The organism is Lactococcus sp. S-13 (genome assembly GCF_004210295.1).
GTDB lineage: Bacteria > Bacillota > Bacilli > Lactobacillales > Streptococcaceae > Lactococcus.
On the sequence record NZ_SDAK01000001.1, the window covers coordinates 1745651 to 1762752 of the forward strand.

The following is a 17102-nucleotide window of genomic DNA, read 5'->3' on the forward strand; positions in this document are numbered from 1 at the left end:
ATTTTTATAATTAATCGAGCCTACCTATCTATACTATAAGGTAAGAGTAAATCACTATTTTGATAGATATATATTCTGATAAGGGTTCATTCTTGAAGGGGATGCTTGTTGTAACTAATTTTTTATTCTCATGTCTAAAATTTTTCACAACACTATTTTCTTCATTAAAAAAGGCACAATAGTGGAAAAATAGGAGAAATGGAGCGAGTGGTTAAAATCAGCTCATAACGTAACAGTTATGGCTATTTTGTATCTAGTTTTGAATTTTTTGAAAAAAGTTAAGAGAAGGTAAAATGAAGAAAAAATCCACTTCCTTATGTGGAGGTGGATTTGATTACCCAAATATAAATTTCTCAAAGGTAGAGAAAAAGGTAGAGATTCAATTGATTTTTATTGAAATGTAATGAAAGTCAAGTTTTTTCAAACACCTCTAAATCAATGTTTTACAAGTCTATTGACTCGTAACGAACCCTTATTTAACTTCTTTAAAAATTACGTGTTTGCGCAATTTTGGAGAGTATTTTTTAAGTTCAAGTTTGTCAGGTGTGTTACGTTTGTTCTTTTGTGTAAGGTAAAGACGTTCGCCTGATTCTTTATGTTCGAGAATAACGTGTGTACGTACTCCAGCTGCCATAGTATGTTACTTCCTTTCTAAAATTACTTTGTTTCGCGGACTTTGCGGCCTTTGTAGTAGCCTTTAAGTGAAACGCGGTGTGAGTGACGGTAGTCACCAGTAGTTTCGTCAAAAGTAACAGTTGGAGCTGTCAATTTGTAGTGTGTACGACGACGGTTTTTCTTTGCTGATGATGTGTGACGTGCAGGTACTGCCATTGTTTATTTCCTCCGTAGAATTTTATTGATTTCTGCAAGTGTGCAAAAACATACTTTATTAGTATAACATAATTTTTGAGAAATGCAAGTTTTGTAAAGTATTTTTACTTGACAATTTTAGAGTGAATTTTTTAGTAAACACTCAAACAGATGATTTTCATTGACTTCTGACAAAAATGTTTGACAGCTAATATAGTGGTAGATTTTAAAAATTTTTGATAGAATGAGGACAACTCATGGAGAAACTCACAAATTAAATAGCTCAGCTCCTTTTGGATCAAAGTGCGGAGAGAGGTTGTTTTTTGGTTTTGAACAAATACAGTGTTCAAGGAAAAATAACTTCAAACTAAACAGGGCAATGTTTCATTATCATTTTTTTGGAGGAAAATTCATGAAAAACTGGCAAAAATTGATTTTGGTCTTTGCGATTGCTGCAGTGGCTCTTTTGTGCAACTTTGTTTTAGGGGCACCGCTGATTGCACGCTTAATCGTAACAATAGCGGGTGGGGTCTTGGCCTTATCCATGCTTATTGAAATGATTAAAACCTTACGTTCGGGCTCTTATGGGGTTGATTTGTTAGCGATAACGGCGATTATTGCTACTTTATTAGTTGGAGAATACTGGGCTTCACTCATCATTATTTTAATGCTTGTTGGTGGTGAAAGTTTGGAAGATTATGCTGCTGGACGGGCCAATCGAGCTTTAGCAACGCTTCTCGAAAAATCACCAAGTATTGCTCATGTTCAGAAACTGGAGGGTGTTTTTGATGTACCTTTGGAACAAATCGAAATAGGAAGTCAATTACTTATTAAACCTCTCGAAGTCATTCCGATTGATGGGAAATTAAGGTCGAAAGCCGCAGTTCTTAATGAATCTTCGGTCACAGGGGAGACGAAGCCTAATGAATTAGTTGAAGGTGATGAGGTTCTTTCGGGGGCAATTAATGGGAATTCAAGTATTTTGATTGAAACAACTGTGGTTGCTGCCGATTCTCAATTTCAAAAAATTGTTCAATTGGTTAAAACCGCTGAAGAAACGCCCGCTAACTTTGTGCGTTTAGCGGATCGTTATGCTGTACCTTTTACGATTATTGCATATGTGATAGCGGCAATCGCGTATTTTATATCGGGAGATCCGGTAAGGGTTGCTGAGGTCTTGGTGGTCGCTAGTCCTTGTCCATTGATATTGGCAGCACCAATTGCTTTTGTATCAGGAATGAGTCGCTCTAGCCAAAATGGTGCTTTGATTAAAAACGGGACGATTATTGAGAAATTGGCAAAAGCTCGGGAAATTTTTCTGGATAAAACAGGGACGATTACTGAAGGAGAAATTAAGGTTGACAGCATAGGGCCAGTAGAATCAATATCTGAGCGTGAGCTTTTACAGATTGTTTACAGTGTTGAAAAATCAAGTGGTCACATTTTAGCTAAAGCAGTAGTTGAATACGCAGAGGGTTTAGGGGTTCAGCCGTTAGCATTAACAGCACTGACGGAGGTTGCAGGGCTAGGTGTTATCGGTGAACTTGGCGGAAAGGAAATCAAGATAGGACGTGGCTCTTTTGCTTTTGCTCCCGAGAATTTAACTTATGAAACGGCATTTTATGTCAGTCGTGCTGGTCAATATATTGGTGCGGTGACCTTTTCAGATACGCTTCGTCCAGAAGCCAGCGAAACCATCGAGGAGTTGCGTAAGCTTGGTTTGGAAAGAATCACGATGCTGACGGGGGACAATCAGCGCGTTGCTCAAAAAATTGCAAAACAGGTGAATATTGATAATGTCCACGCTAGTTTACTGCCAGATGAAAAACTTGAGTTTATCAAAAATTCGGCCTACAAGCCAGTCATTATGGTGGGTGATGGCATCAATGATGCGCCAGCGCTAGCGACAGCAGATGTTGGTATTTCTATCGGTGTTGGTTCAGGGACAGTCGCCAGTGAAGCGGCAGATATTGTCCTTTTACAAAATGACTTGCGCAAAGTCTCAAAATCAATTGAAATTAGTCGAGATACGATGAAAATTGCAAAACAGGCGGTGATGATTGGGATTGTGATTTGTATAATTTTGATGTTTATTGCGGCAACTGGGCTGATTCCAGCGGTTATTGGTGCAATTTTTCAAGAAGTCATTGATGTGGTTTCAATTCTTTACGCACTGCGTGCTTTGCGGGGGTAAAATAAAATGAACTTACTTTTTTGTAAGTTCATTTTTCTGACCAAAATACTGACGAAAATTTTCGTCAGCATTTTCTCTCGTTTTCGTCAGTAAATTAGACGTTATTTTTCAATAATTGAATTAAATTTTCTAATTCATCAAGGCTGTCAAAGTTTATAGATAGGCTTCCTTGGTGGTTTTTATTTTTTTTGATTTTTACTTTATTGCCTAGCTTTTTCATTAGCTCTTTTTCGATTTCGTCAGCAAAAATGTCCGTTTTTGTAGTTTTAAGATTTGCGTCAGCATTTTTTCCTTTGCTATAAATCAAAGTTTCTAAGGCGCGCACGTTGAGCTGCTCGGCGATTGCTTTATGAGCCAATTCAAGTTGCCTTTTCGGATTCTTCTCAGCCAATAAAGTTCGCCCATGAGCCGTGGAGAGCTCACCTGCTTCTACTCGGCTCAAAATAGCTTCAGGCAAGCCAAGTAAGCGAATCAAATTGGAAACGTAAGAACGAGATTTTCCGAGTGCTTTGGCAATTTGATCGTGTGTCATGTTCAATTTTTCAACGAGTTGAACCAAACTGCGCGCTTCTTCAATGGGATTAAGGTTTTCTCGTTGTAAATTTTCCAAAATAGATAAGGTCATCATTTCCTCATCAGAATAGTCGCGAACAATCGCAGGAATTGTTGTTTTTCCAGCTAGTTTTGAAGCTTGGAAGCGTCGCTCGCCAGCCAGCAACTCGTAGCCAATCAGTTCAGATTTGCGGACAATAACGGGCTGCAAAACACCATTTTTACGAATAGATTGAGCGAGTTCTTCCAATTTATCCGTATCAAAAATCAGGCGCGGCTGATAAGGGTTTTTGACAATTGAATTTATTTTAAGCTGCTCGATTTTTTCCGCCATTTTTACTGATCCTTTTGTTCAATGCTTTAAGTGTTTATTTTTTACTGACGGAATCGTCAGAAATAGCTTTTTGCTCATCAATCCATTGTTTTCTTGAGTGGAGAGCTCGTTCATATTTACCCATGTCGTCAGGCCGAAAATAATCCGCCTTCTTGAGTTTGTCAGGTAAATACTGCTGATTGACCCAGTGGTTGGGAAAGTTGTGAGCATACTGATAGTCTACCGAACGTCCCAAATCTTTAGCACCAGCATAATGCCCATCTTGCAAATGAGCTGGAACAGGGAGATTGCCATATTTACCTAGATCGGCCAGGGCCTCATCCATTGCCAGATAAGCAGCGTTTGATTTTGGTGACAAAGCTAAATCCACAATGATATTAGCAATGGGAATCCGCGCTTCAGGAAAACCAAGTTTTTCGGCAGCCTGTAAAGCTAAAACAGTATGCATAGCGGCGTCAGGGTTAGCCAAACCAATATCTTCATAAGCCATAACAGTCAAGCGTCTAGATAAGCTTTGCAAGTCACCTCCTTCAATCAAACGGGCTGCATAGTGTAAACTTGCATTAACATCGGAGCCGCGAATAGACTTTTGCAGAGCAGACAAAATATCATAATGAGCATCACCATCTTTGTCAAAAGTTGCTGCTTTACGCTGCAAAGAATTTTCCATATCATCCAAAGTAATGTGGTGTTCCTTTGAAGATAAAACAGCTAATTCAAGCGCATTAAAAGTCGAGCGTAAATCACCATTGGTCGAATGGACTAAGAAGTAAAGAGCGTCTTCATCCAATTCAACCTTAAACTCAAATCCTCGTTCCTTATCTTGTAAACTAAGGTTTACAGCGTGTGCTAAGTCCTCTACTTCCAAAGGCTTCAACTCAAAGATTTGAACACGCGATCTAATCGCAGGAACCACCGAAAAATAAGGATTTTCTGTGGTTGCTCCAATCAAAATAATTTGACCATTTTCTAAAAGAGGCAAAAGAAAATCTTGCTTAGGTTTATCTAATCGATGAATTTCATCAAGTAATAGCACCAATTGTCCAGAAAATTCTGCTTCAGCTGCAATTTCTTGTAGGCGTTTTTTGCTATCGGTTGTAGCATTGAAAGTACGAAAAGCTGCATTCATCGTCCCAGCAATAGCGGAAGCAATTGATGTCTTACCAATACCAGGCGGCCCATAGAGAATCATGCTCGAAAGGAGTTGTGTTTCTACCATTCGCCGAATAATTTTTCCTTGACCAACCAGATGTTTTTGCCCAATAATTTCATCTATATTTCTTGGTCTCATACGTCGGGCGAGATTTTGTACCATATATTCTCCTTTCTAAGGTTTACAATAACTGTAAACCTTATTTACACTAAAGTTTTATCAAGGTAGAAAGCTAATGTATAGTCATCAACATAATGCCCATTGATGAAAAATTCACTCCGCAAGTGTCCCTCTACCATAAATCCTAATTTTTTATAAAGCTTCAAAGCTTCAGGATTAGAACCCATTGCTTGGATTGTAATTTTTTTATAGCCCTCGTGGCGAGCAAATTTAAGAAAATGCTGGATAAGTGCTGTTGCAACACCTTTCCCACGGGCAGCCTCGACAGTCATAACGCCAAAAGTTACCACGTGTTGTCCAAAATCGGACTTGTGGCGAGGCCCATAATCAAGTACGCCAAGTATCTCTCCATCTTCTTCAGCTAAAAAGTAACCCATCCCTTTAGTGATTTTTTCAACGATTTTCTCAGCAGAGGAGTTCATCACATGAGGAGTAGAAACTAAAGTCCAGTTTTCATTTTCGAGTTGAGCGACAAGTGCAAAATCACGGGGTTCAATTTTCCTAATAAGCATTAAAATTCTCCAAATTCTAAGTAATCAGCGTCCAAAAAAGAAAAAAGTCAAAAAACTCTCTCAAAAAATCGAAAAAAGAAGACTTTGAGGGAAAATTTCTCAAATCCAGACCGCTTTCTCTAACATTTTTTTGTTATAATTATTTTAACATAATATAGATGAGGTTTGAACATGGCTAAATTTGGATTTTTAGATATTTTAGAAGAAGAGCTGGAAAAAGGCTTTTCTTATGACTTTGAGATGAACTGGGACAAGCGTAACTTTGCGGTAGAGGTCAGCTTTTTGCTAGAAGTTGAGAATACAGCAGGCGTTGATGTTGTGGATGCTGACGGGGTTGAGTCCGCTGAAAACATCATGTATGAGGACGCGGTGATCTTCTACAACCCAGCCAAATCACGTTTTGATGAGGCTGACTATCTGGCGGCTATTCCTTATTCAGAAAAAGGACTTTCTCGTGAATTTTTGGCTTATTTCACGCAATTTTTGCAAGAAACAGCCGACCAAGGCTTGGATGATTTAATGGACTTTTTAGCTGATGAAGCTGCCGAAGAATTTTCAGTCAATTGGGATAAAGAAGCTTTTGAAAGTGGTATTACTGATTTATCTGAAACAGAATTTTATAAGTACCCAAGATATTAAGAAATTTAGAAAGAATTAATAAGTAAACAATGAGTATTTTAAATGTAAAAAATCTATCCCACGGTTTTGGTGACCGCGCAATTTTTGAAGATGTAAGTTTCCGTTTGCTCAAAGGCGAGCACATCGGCTTTGTTGGGGCAAATGGCGAAGGTAAATCAACGTTCATGAATATTATCACAGGAACTCTGGTTCCTGATGAAGGAAAAGTGATTTGGTCGAAAAAACACCGGGTTGGCTATATGGACCAACATGCCGCACTCGGAAAAGGCAAAACGACGCGTGAAGCATTGGCTGAGGCATTTCAATATCTATTTGATATAGAGGCGCAAATCAATGATACTTACTTGAAAATGGCAGAAATGTCAGAAGACGAGATGAATGCTGCGCTTGAGAATGTCGGAGAACTTCAAGAAGAATTGGATAATAGTGACTTTTATCTCATTGATGCCAAAGTTGAAGAAACAGCACGAGGTCTTGGTTTAACTCCTCTGTTGGATAAAGATGTGGCCGAACTTTCTGGAGGGCAAAGAACGAAAATCTTGCTTGGCAAACTTTTGCTTGAAAAACCAGATATCTTGCTTTTGGATGAACCAACGAACTATTTGGATGAAGAACACATTTTATGGTTGAAAAATTACCTTAAAAACTATGAAAATGCCTTTATTTTGATTTCGCATGATGTGCCATTTATGGATGAAGTGGTCAATGTGATTTATCATGTGCACGGTCTTGGGATTACCCGCTATTCAATGGGTTATGCGGAATTTGAACGTGTCTTTGAAGAGAAAAAGGCACAGCTTGAAGCTTTGCATAATGCGCAGGTCGCTGAGCAAGCTAAACTGAAAGACTTCATTGCGCGTAAAAAAGCGAATGTGGCAACGTCTGGCCAAGCAAAAGCGCGTGAGAAAAAATTGGCGAAAATGGAAATTGTTGAAACGATTTCTGAAAAGCCAAAACCTCATTTTGATTTTAAATTTAGTCGAAAACCAAGTCGTCTCGTTTTTGAGGCGAAAGATTTAGTCATTGGTTACAATGAACCTTTGTCGTCAGAAATTAATTTAAAAGTAGAAGCTGGACAAAAAATTGCCTTTATTGGATCCAACGGGATTGGTAAATCGACTTTGCTCAAGAGTTTAATGGGCTTGATTCCAAGTCTTGATGGGGAAGTTGAAAAAGGAAATTTCCAAGATATTGCTTACTATGAGCAAGAAATCAAAAATCCTTCGCAAAAAACAGTGCTTGATGATTTATGGGATGAGTATCCAAGTTGGAATCAAGCAGAACTCCGCGGGGCACTTGCTCGGGTGGGCTTGACGGCCAAACAAATTGAATCACGTGTTTATGTTCTTTCAGGGGGAGAACAAGCAAAATTACGTTTTGCGAAATTAATGAATACCGAATCTAACATTCTCATCTTGGATGAACCAACCAATCATTTGGACGTGGACGCTAAAGAAGAACTCAAACGTGCACTTATTGAATATCCAGGAACTATTCTGATGGTTTCACACGAACCAGAATTTTATGAAGGCTTGGTTTCTGATATCATTAACTGTGAAGAATGGACCACACGGATTTTGTAAGAAACGATGACTTACTGGAGGTGAAAGATGGCAGAGCAACATTCTCCTTGGGAAAATCCCCAACAAGATTACAAACTGATTTTGGCAAAACGTCGCTCAGAACGGCGTTATCGAAGTTTACAGCTGGCGAAAACACTTAAAATTTTACTGACGAAGTTTAAAAAAATGGGCGTGGACAATCGTAATGCAGAAATACTAGGTTGGGTTGACCAACTTGAAAATGATGCAGAATATTTAGATGATGAAGACTTCGCGGCAGCTAAAAAGTTCGTCTCGCGTATGCAAAAAGAACTGACGAAGCTTGAAAAATGAACTGACAGGGCGGTAAGCCAGAAAGTGTACGAAAAATGAAAGCAAGTTTGCAAAATTATTTTGATCAGTGGGAAAGTCCTTGGATGCAGCTCTACTATCGGATGGTTTGGGCACAAGTCGGTCAGCTTGAAGGTCAGAAAATCTTGGATTTCGGTTCGGGCTTTGGCTGGAATGCTAATTACTTTGCTGCGCATAATGAGGTAGTGGCAGTTGAACCCAATTTGGAAATGGTGGAAAATCGGCAGCAAGAAAATACCTATGAGCAGATTGTTGGTGGACTTTCAGCGCTTAGCGCCTTTACTGACGGAAGTTTTGACGTCATTCTCTGTCATAACGTTTTTGAATATGCACCAAAAGAGCGCCTGGCGATGTTGCGAGAATTTGCCCGCCTGATTAGTAAAGAAGGTTTCGTTTCGATTGTCAAACACAATCATGCAGGAGCACTGATGCAAAAAGTTGTCTTTGAAAATGCCTTGGACGAAGCTTACGCTTTACTGAGGGGAGCGTCAAAAGTTAATCAGATGTTTGGCAAGATTCATTATTATGATATAGCGACTATGCTAGAAGCTGACGGCGCTGTCAGTACTTTTAAAACGTATGGCTTACGGACTTTCTGGGCTTTACAGCCTAATGAGTTTAAAATAGAAACTGATTGGGCAGATAAAATGTTTAAAGTTGAATGGGAAGTTTGTGATAAGCTAGAATTTACTGCGATTTCTTTTTTTAATCATCTGATTCTAAGAAAATAGGAATGCTAATGGAAATTATAAAATACAAAAATACTGACAGACGCTATGCTCAAACTTTGCAACTTCGCGATGTCATTCTCCGTCAGCCAATTGGCTTGTCAATTTATGACGAAGATTTGAGTTATGAGTCAGAAAATTTCTTTTTTGGTATGGTTGAGAATGACGAATTGCTTGGCACGGTCAATTATTTTGCCAAATCTGACAATGTTGCACAAGTCTGTGCTTTTGCTGTCAGGGCTGATAAACAAAAACAAGGCATTGGCAGTCAGTTGATTATCGCACTTTTGATAGAGCTACAAGCAAGAAATTTTAAAAAATGTATTGTGTCAGCGCGCCCAGAAGCTGTCAAATTTTATGAGAAATTTGGTTTTACAGTTGATGCTCCTGTCAAAACAAAACAGGACGGTATGAGCATGATGATGGAACTCAATTTTTGATTATAGAAAAGGAAACAAAAATGAATAATTGGAATTCAATCACAATAAAAATCAGTCGGGAAGCCGAAGAGGCCATTTCAGCTTTGCTGATAGAGGCGGGTTCAGCTGGCGTTGAAATTAATGACAGCGCTGATTATCTCAATCACGAAGACCAATTTGGCGAAGTTCTTCCTGATATTGAACAATCTGATTTTGTTGAAATTACTGCTTATTATCCAGAAAATATGCCCATTGTCGAACTGAAAGCAGAGTTGGAACACAAAATTGCTCGTTTGAGTGACTATTTTTCACTGACAGGTTTGTCAGTGAAAACGAACAATTTGTCAGAGACAAATTGGGAAGAAGCTTGGAAAAAATATTTTGAACCCGCACGTATCACACATGATTTGACGATTGTCCCTAGCTGGACAGAAGACTATGAAGCCACAGGTTCTGAAAAATTGATTCGCCTCGATCCAGGCATGGCCTTTGGAACAGGTACCCACCCAACGACTAAGATGTCACTTTATGCTTTAGAACAAATCCTTCGTGGCGGTGAAACTTTGCTTGATGTGGGTACAGGTTCAGGGGTGCTCTCTGTGGCAGCAAGCTATCTGGGCGCTAAAGAAATTTTTGCTTATGATATTGATGAAGTGGCGGTGCGTGTAGCTCGAGAAAATATCGAACTTAATCCAGGACATGAAAAAATTCATGTTTCAGCAAATAACCTCCTTGAAGGGGTTACTCAAACGGCAGATGTCATCGTGGCCAATATCTTAGCGGATATTTTAGTCCTAATGACTGAAGATGCTTATCGCTTAGTCAAAGAAGAGGGTTATCTTATCATGTCAGGAATTATCGCGGATAAGGCAGAAATGGTAATTGCTTCTGCTGAGGCTGCAGGCTTTTTCCTTGAAACACGGATGATTCAAGGGGAGTGGAACTGTGTGATTTTCAAAAAAACCGAGAACAGAGAAGGTGTGATTGGAGGATAAGTTTACGGAACAAGTGTAAACTTACTGTAAACGTGTAAACGAAAAATGGCGAACCAATATTTTGTATTTAAACCCCTTCCAGAAGTAGGAAGTGAATTTAGTGTCGAACATAAAGCAGCAGTACACCATATTTTTACAGTTATGCGTGCACAAGTTGGGCAAGAAATACGGCTGGTTTTTGAGGAGGGAAAAATTGGACTGGCAGAGGTTCTATCACCAAATCAACAAACCTTTAGATTAGTTGAAATAATAACAGAAATATCAGAACTCCCTGTTCAAGTTACAGTTGGCGTTGGTTTTCCTAAAGGTGATAAACTTGATTTTATTACAGAAAAATCAACTGAGCTAGGAGCTGCGGCAATCTGGGCAGCCCCATTCAAGTCCTCGGTTGCTAAATGGGACAATAAAAAACTCATCAAGAAACAAGAAAAATTAGAAAAAATTGCACTGGGCGCAGCTGAACAGTCTCGGCGGCAGATTATTCCGCAAGTTCAACTTTTTGAGCAATTCAACTTACTGACGGAAAAATTTTCTGAATTTGACCAAATTTTGATTGCTTACGAAGAATCAGCTAAATCTGGTGAGGTAAGTCAGTTCAAAAAAAGCTTGACTGAGCTTTCAGTGCAGCAAAAGGTTTTGATTGTTTTCGGTCCAGAAGGTGGAATCACACCAGAGGAGATGAGCCTATTTGAACAGCTTGGCGCAAAAGCAATCGGCTTAGGACCAAGGATTTTGAGAGCTGAAACAGCCCCACTACACGCTTTAGCGAGTATTTCTGCGCATTTTGAATTATTTTGAGTAAAATTTTTGAAAAAGATGGAGAGAGTATTATGAAAAAAAGATTGAGACGAAAGAAAAAATCGTATAAGCGTTTGTTTATCTTACCTATTCTGGTTTTACTAGTCGTCCTTTTGGGAATAATCGCTTTTAGTCAACTAACCAAGACAAAAGCACCAGAACAACAAAATGCTCGAAGCATGAGCCAAGCAAAATCTGTAAAAGAAGAAAATTCCTCAGAAAAATCATCTGTGGCGACTCCCAAATGGCTCAGTGCAAAAAATGAGAATCAATTGCCGATTTTGATGTTCCACTATGTGACTTCAGATGAAGATCAACTTCCAAAAGATTCAAATAATATTGATGTCACTACTTTTGAAAATGAACTCAAGGCATTAAAAGAGCAGGGATATACAACGGTGAGTGCAGCAGATGCTCAGCGGGTGCTGACAACAAAAGAAAAACCAAGTAACAAATTAGTTTGGCTCACCTTTGATGATGGCTCTGTCACAATGTACACTAGAATTTTTCCACTGCTCAAAAAATATCAAATGCACGCAACGAGCTTTATTATTACAAGTTTTGTAGATAATGGGCAAGGTGGAATTTTAACTTGGGAGCAAATCAAGGAAATGAAAGAGAGTGGCTGGGTTGACTTTGGCAGTCATACGGTTGATCATCCCGATTTAGGAACTCAAACGCTTGAAGCGCAACGCTCAGAGTTAGCAGATTCTAAAGCTGATTTGGATAAAAATTTGACTCAAAAGACGAATATGATTTGCTATCCAGCTGGCGGCTATAATCAAAATACCCTTGATCTATCAACAGAGCTAGGTTACCAGTATGGTTTTCTAGATCCAGGTCGCAATGGTGCGGTCGCTATGGCTGCTAAAGAAAGTGATGGACTACTCACCTTACCTCGTTTTCGTATGATGGATACAACAAGTGCTGAGGATATGTTGCAAATGCTCCAACCAGCGGCGACTTACAATGAACAAAATAACTAAAACTCCGAACAATCGGGGTTTTATCTTTATATTTTAATAATCATTCTTTTTCTTAACGGGCAAATGTGATAGAATAGATTAAATTAAAATAAAACGAGCCTGAAAAGGCTAAAAGCTTATAATAAAGTCTTATGAGGAGGAAAGCTAGTTATTTTTCAGTAGTTCTTGATGGAAAATGAACTATCATCAAAAAATATGCCTTCAGAACCAGTTTTGACCGGAGCAGAAGTTGTTAATATCTGCGCTGAATACATGAATGAAACCGACCTTTTGCTAGTACAAAAGGCCTTAAAGTGTGCATCACTTGCTCACGCTGAACAATATCGAGCATCAGGGGAAGCCTATTTTGTGCATCCTACGCAAGTTGCAGGGATTTTAGCGAAATTAAAATTAGATGCTGTTACAGTATCCTGTGGTTTTTTGCATGATGTTGTTGAGGACACCAATTTCACTCAAGAAGACTTAGAAGAACTTTTTGGTAGAGAAATTTCAGATATTGTTGATGGTGTAACCAAGCTTGGTAAAGTCGAGTATAAATCGCATGAGGAACAACTTGCGGAAAATCATCGTAAGTTGTTAATGGCGATGTCTAAAGATATTCGAGTTATTTTGGTAAAACTCGCTGACCGTCTACACAATATGCGCACACTCAAACATTTACGCCCTGATAAGCAAAAGCGTATTTCTAGAGAAACGATGGAGATCTATGCTCCACTAGCGCATCGCTTGGGGATTGCTAACATTAAATGGGAGTTAGAAGATCTTTCTTTTCGCTACTTGGAAGAAGCTGAATTTTACCGAATTCGTGGATTGATGAATGAAAAGCGTGCAGCTCGTGAAGAACTGGTGACAGAGGTAATTGCTAAATTGCAAGATCGAGTGACCAAGGCAGGTGTTAATGCTGAAATATATGGTCGTCCAAAGCATATTTATTCTATTTATCGGAAAATGCATGATAAGAGAAAGCGATTTGATGAAATTTATGACTTAATCGCTATTCGCTGTGTGACAGAAACAACAAATGATGTTTACACTACTTTAGGCTATATTCACGACCTTTGGAAACCGATGCCTGGACGTTTTAAAGATTATATTGCTAATCCTAAAGCAAATGGCTATCAGTCCGTCCATACCACAGTTTATGGACCTAAGGGACCTATGGAATTTCAGATTAGAACGAGTGAGATGCACTTGATTGCTGAGTATGGGGTTGCCGCTCACTGGGCATATAAACAAGGTCGTAAGACGAAAGTTGATGTTCATGAAATTTCAGAAACTTTGAATTGGATTCACGAACTTGTTGAACTTCGTGAGGAGGCTGGAGATTCTGCTGAAGGTTTTGTCAAAGCCGTTCAAGAGGATATTTTATCGGATAAAATTTATGTCTTTACACCGAGTGGAGAAGTCCAAGAATTGCCTCAAGGTTCAGGTCCGATTGATTTTGCTTACGCTATTCACACAAAAGTAGGGGATCATGCAACGGGTGCTAAGGTGAACGGACGAATGAAACCTTTATCTGTGCAACTGAAAACGGGAGATCGTGTGGAAATTATCACGAGTCCAAGTTCTTTTGGTCCAAGTCGTGACTGGATAAAGCTAGTTAAGACGAATAAGGCACGCAACAAAATTAAGCAATTTTTTAAAAATCAGGACAAAGAAATGTCCGTCAATAAGGGGCGGGAACTATTGCAAGATGCATTGGTTGAAACGGGATTTGTCCCTAATCAATACCTTGATAAGAAACATTTTGATGAATTGTTTAATAAAATGAGTTATCGCAACGCTGATGCGCTTTATGCAGCAATTGGATTTGGTGAATTATCAGCCACAACGGTAGCGAACCGCTTGACAGAAACTGAACGCCGGGAAGTTGAACGAGCTAAGCAAAAAGCTGAAGCGGAAGAACTAATGAACGGTGAAGTGAAGCGTGAGTCAAGTAAAAATGTCATGAAAATTAGGCATGATGGTGGCGTGAGCGTTTCTGGGATTGATAGCTTGTTGGTTCGCATTGCAAAATGTTGTAATCCAGTTCCAGGTGATTCAATCGTAGGTTATATTACTAAGGGGCGCGGTGTTTCTGTTCATCGAGCAGATTGTCAAAATGTGCGCAGTATGGAAGATTTTGAACAACGGTTAGTAGAAGTCGAATGGGATAACTCGGAAAATTTAACCAAAGAATACGTAGCTAATATTGATGTCTATGGCTTTAATCGCCCTGGTTTACTTAATGATGTCATGCAAGTTTTATCAAATTCAACAAAGAATTTGATTTCAATTAATGCACAACCAACCAAAGACAAGAAAATGGCTAATATTCATATTGCTTTAGGGATTAAAAACTTATCTGATTTGACCTTGATTGTTGATAAAATCAAGATGACACCGGATGTTTATTCAGTTAAACGAACAAATGCTTAAAAAAAAGCTTGACGATTAGTCAAGCTCTTTTAAATTACTTTCTTGGATAAGATAGTGGGGGCGTTTTTTAGTTTCGAGGAAAATTTTCGCAATATATTTTCCGATAATACCGAGAGATAAAAGTTGTAAGCCACCTAATAATAACATGAGAATGATTAAAGTAGGGAATCCTTGGACTGGGTCACCAAAAAAAAGAGATTTCATGAAATAAAAGAGGCTGAGGAAAATTGAAGTAAAAAAGCTCAAAATGCCAATCAGTGTCGCAAAGTTGAGGGGAGCATCAGAAAAACTGATAATTCCATCCAGTGAGTAACTTACGAGCTGCTTGAAAGTCCACGACGTTTGCCCGGCACTGCGTTCGTGATTAGGATATTCGAGATAGGTGGTTTTATAGCCAACCCAAGTAAAAATACCTTTGGAGAAACGATTATTTTCTTCAAGTTTTAGAATGCTATTGACAACTGGACGTGTCATCAGTCGGAAGTCTCGAGCACCCTCAACGATTGGTGTACTTGATATTTTATTGATAATTTTGTAGAAAAGGTGAGAAAAGAATGAGATAATGAGTGGCTCGCCTTTACGAGAAATTCGGCGGGTACCAGCGGTATCATAACCTTCTTCAATTTTTTCATACATAGTCGCCAAAAGTTCTGGAGGATCTTGTAAATCAACATCCATAACAGCAACATAATTTTCTGTACAGGCTCGAAGACCAGCGAGAAGAGCAGCTTCTTTACCGAAATTTCTCGAAAAACTAATGTAGTTGATTTGCTCATTTTGAGCGGCGAGTTTTTTTAAGAGGGGTAAAGTTTGATCATGTGATCCATCATTGACAAAATAAAAAACTTTTTCTAAGTTAAGTTGGGCAGTCTTTTTATTGACTTCTTCGATGAAATATTCAATTGTTTCTTGCTCATTGTAGACAGGGACGATGAGGGCTAATTTTTCCATTGACTTTCCTTTTTTTACGGATTCTTTATACTACGATAATAACGAAAGATGGTCTTTATGTCAAGAATTCTTTGTTTGTGATAAAATATAGTCATGAAAATAGTAATTCAACGTGTAAAATCAGCTTCTGTCAGTATGGATGGAAGAGTTAATGAAATTGGGCAGGGATTATTGCTCTTAGTTGGTGTGGAAGATGCGGACAGCATGTTTGATTTGGATTATGCAGTGCGCAAGGTTGTGCAAATGCGAATTTTTTCTGATGCTGCTGATAAAATGAATCTCTCAGTGCAAGATATTGAGGGAGAAATTTTGTCCATTTCTCAGTTTACTTTATACGCAGAAACCAAAAAAGGCAATCGACCGAGTTTCTCAGCGGCGGGAAAACCTGATTTTGCTCATGAAATGTATAAAAAATTCAATGAAAAACTGGCACAATTTGCCCCAGTGGAAACGGGAATTTTTGGTGCGGATATGCAAGTTTCATTGATTAACGACGGCCCTGTGACCATCCTCTTAGATACGAAAGAAGCGCGTAAAAATGCCTAGAAAGCAACGTCATCATCCGATGAAAAAATACTGTCGTCCGAATCATCCGGTGCAAGACTCGAAAAAGGTAACTGCCGATTCGGTTGGCGAAATATGGAAAAATAAGCTTGTTCAATCGCTAGATTCGGATTTTCAAAAAGGAAATCCAAATCGTCAGTCGCGTCCATTGACGGAACGTCAAAAACGAAAAATTAAGCAAATTCAAACGAACCCTGAGATGCTTCAGGCGCGTGAGGAACTCAAAGATGAATTTCTTGCAACGCATCCCAAATATGCTGATATGAGTGTTGAAGAGTTGCAAGACTCAATGATCAAGCACGCTATTGAGGATGAAAAACGGCGTAAGCAAAAACTCCGTAGTCATATCGAAGCTTTTTCTGACGGAATTATTGCGGTGATTATCACAATCATGCTGCTTGAAATTCCTGTTCCTTCTAGTGAACATGGATATTGGGAGTTTATCAGCTCGGTTGGAATTTTTTTGGTCAGCTTTATTGTTACGGCTAACTTTTGGTTTAATCGGCATAAAATTTTCGCTTTGACCGAGGAAATTACTGAAAAAATTATCGTTCAAGATTTTATTTTCATAGGTCTGTTATCCTTGATCCCGCTTTTGACCAAGTGGATTATGGTGGAGCCAACATCATTTAGCGCACTCAATTTCGGCCTTGTATTGATTGTGATTTTAATTCAGCAAGAATCAATGAATTATTCGATTACAAAAAATCATTTTCTGAAAATGCCAAAATCCTTTAAATTCTGGCGACGCGTGTGGCTGTTGAGGTTATTTGCGACGATTTTGATGAATGTGATTATCATGGTCATTGCAATTATTTTCCCATTTTATGGGCATTGGCTATTTGTTATTGTGCCGGTCTTTAATTTTCTTTTTCGTATGGTTAATGATCGCAATCAAGAAGAAGAGATTTATGCAGCGACGCGCTCCGTGGGCGTGCCTTATTTGAAAGAGTGAT

Annotated in this window: 18 protein-coding genes; 12 read left to right on the forward strand and 6 right to left on the reverse strand. The window is 38.8% G+C overall.

Translation table 11 applies throughout. The features are described from left to right. Nucleotides 1–472: 472 nt before the first annotated feature. Nucleotides 473–634, reverse strand: coding sequence for a 50S ribosomal protein L33 (gene rpmG, locus EQJ87_RS08700; RefSeq protein WP_075526099.1), 162 nt, complete (start codon nucleotides 632–634; stop codon nucleotides 473–475). Between the two features lie 23 nt (nucleotides 635–657). Next, nucleotides 658–831 (reverse strand): 50S ribosomal protein L32, encoded by a 174-nt coding sequence (gene rpmF, locus EQJ87_RS08705; protein WP_075526098.1) that lies wholly within the window; start codon nucleotides 829–831, stop codon nucleotides 658–660. A 391-nt stretch (nucleotides 832–1222) separates the two neighbouring features. Here rpmF and EQJ87_RS08710 point away from each other — a divergent pair, with 391 nt between their 5' ends. Further along, complete coding sequence (locus EQJ87_RS08710) at nucleotides 1223–3004, forward strand: heavy metal translocating P-type ATPase (protein ID WP_130124215.1); 1782 nt, start codon at nucleotides 1223–1225, stop codon at nucleotides 3002–3004. A 94-nt stretch (nucleotides 3005–3098) separates the two neighbouring features. Here EQJ87_RS08710 and EQJ87_RS08715 read toward each other — a convergent pair whose 3' ends face one another. The 3 genes from EQJ87_RS08715 to EQJ87_RS08725 are packed head-to-tail and all read right to left on the reverse strand — an operon-like array spanning nucleotide 3099 to nucleotide 5735. Then, nucleotides 3099–3890, reverse strand: coding sequence for a ParB/RepB/Spo0J family partition protein (locus tag EQJ87_RS08715; protein ID WP_130124216.1), 792 nt, complete (start codon nucleotides 3888–3890; stop codon nucleotides 3099–3101). 34 nt (nucleotides 3891–3924) lie between these two features. After that, a complete protein-coding gene (locus EQJ87_RS08720; protein ID WP_130124217.1) occupies nucleotides 3925–5205 on the reverse strand; it encodes a replication-associated recombination protein A in 1281 nt (426 codons plus the stop codon). A 41-nt stretch (nucleotides 5206–5246) separates the two neighbouring features. Continuing rightward, a complete protein-coding gene (locus tag EQJ87_RS08725) occupies nucleotides 5247–5735 on the reverse strand; it encodes a GNAT family N-acetyltransferase (RefSeq protein ID WP_130124218.1) in 489 nt (162 codons plus the stop codon). Nucleotides 5736–5906: 171 nt separating this feature from the next. Between EQJ87_RS08725 and EQJ87_RS08730 the strand changes: the two genes are divergently transcribed. The 9 genes from EQJ87_RS08730 to EQJ87_RS08770 all read left to right on the forward strand — a co-directional run bounded on the left by EQJ87_RS08730 (nucleotide 5907) and on the right by EQJ87_RS08770 (nucleotide 14631). Then, nucleotides 5907–6374 carry a DUF3013 family protein gene (locus tag EQJ87_RS08730; protein ID WP_130124219.1) on the forward strand — a complete coding sequence of 156 codons (468 nt, stop codon included), beginning with the start codon at nucleotides 5907–5909 and terminating at the stop codon, nucleotides 6372–6374. A gap of 29 nt (nucleotides 6375–6403) precedes the next feature. Then, nucleotides 6404–7957 (forward strand): ABC-F family ATP-binding cassette domain-containing protein, encoded by a 1554-nt coding sequence (locus EQJ87_RS08735; protein ID WP_130124220.1) that lies wholly within the window; start codon nucleotides 6404–6406, stop codon nucleotides 7955–7957. Between the two features lie 27 nt (nucleotides 7958–7984). Continuing rightward, a complete protein-coding gene (locus tag EQJ87_RS08740; RefSeq protein ID WP_130124221.1) occupies nucleotides 7985–8269 on the forward strand; it encodes a hypothetical protein in 285 nt (94 codons plus the stop codon). 35 nt (nucleotides 8270–8304) lie between these two features. Then, a complete protein-coding gene (locus EQJ87_RS08745; protein WP_130124222.1) occupies nucleotides 8305–9018 on the forward strand; it encodes a class I SAM-dependent methyltransferase in 714 nt (237 codons plus the stop codon). 8 nt (nucleotides 9019–9026) lie between these two features. Further along, the gene (locus EQJ87_RS08750; RefSeq protein WP_190289067.1) at nucleotides 9027–9455 is read left to right on the forward strand and encodes a GNAT family N-acetyltransferase; all 429 of its coding nucleotides are present in this window, start codon (nucleotides 9027–9029) and stop codon (nucleotides 9453–9455) included. 20 nt (nucleotides 9456–9475) lie between these two features. After that, nucleotides 9476–10429 (forward strand): 50S ribosomal protein L11 methyltransferase, encoded by a 954-nt coding sequence (gene prmA / locus EQJ87_RS08755; RefSeq protein WP_130124224.1) that lies wholly within the window; start codon nucleotides 9476–9478, stop codon nucleotides 10427–10429. 45 nt (nucleotides 10430–10474) lie between these two features. Beyond that, nucleotides 10475–11227, forward strand: coding sequence for a 16S rRNA (uracil(1498)-N(3))-methyltransferase (locus EQJ87_RS08760; RefSeq protein WP_130124225.1), 753 nt, complete (start codon nucleotides 10475–10477; stop codon nucleotides 11225–11227). Nucleotides 11228–11259: 32 nt separating this feature from the next. After that, the gene (locus EQJ87_RS08765; protein WP_130124226.1) at nucleotides 11260–12213 is read left to right on the forward strand and encodes a polysaccharide deacetylase family protein; all 954 of its coding nucleotides are present in this window, start codon (nucleotides 11260–11262) and stop codon (nucleotides 12211–12213) included. 195 nt (nucleotides 12214–12408) lie between these two features. Then, entirely contained in the window at nucleotides 12409–14631 is a 2223-nt protein-coding gene (locus tag EQJ87_RS08770) for a RelA/SpoT family protein (protein WP_130124630.1), read from the forward strand. Nucleotides 14632–14646: 15 nt separating this feature from the next. Here the strand turns inward: EQJ87_RS08770 and EQJ87_RS08775 are convergent, their stop codons facing one another. Then, nucleotides 14647–15582: a glycosyltransferase family 2 protein gene (locus tag EQJ87_RS08775; protein WP_130124227.1), complete on the reverse strand. Its 936-nt coding sequence runs from the start codon at nucleotides 15580–15582 to the stop codon at nucleotides 14647–14649. Between the two features lie 93 nt (nucleotides 15583–15675). Here EQJ87_RS08775 and dtd point away from each other — a divergent pair, with 93 nt between their 5' ends. Both dtd and EQJ87_RS08785 read left to right on the forward strand, forming a co-directional pair. Then, complete coding sequence (gene dtd, locus EQJ87_RS08780; RefSeq protein ID WP_130124228.1) at nucleotides 15676–16128, forward strand: D-aminoacyl-tRNA deacylase; 453 nt, start codon at nucleotides 15676–15678, stop codon at nucleotides 16126–16128. A 19-nt stretch (nucleotides 16129–16147) separates the two neighbouring features. After that, nucleotides 16148–17101 (forward strand): TMEM175 family protein, encoded by a 954-nt coding sequence (locus EQJ87_RS08785; protein WP_370449780.1) that lies wholly within the window; start codon nucleotides 16148–16150, stop codon nucleotides 17099–17101. Nucleotide 17102: the final 1 nt, after the last annotated feature.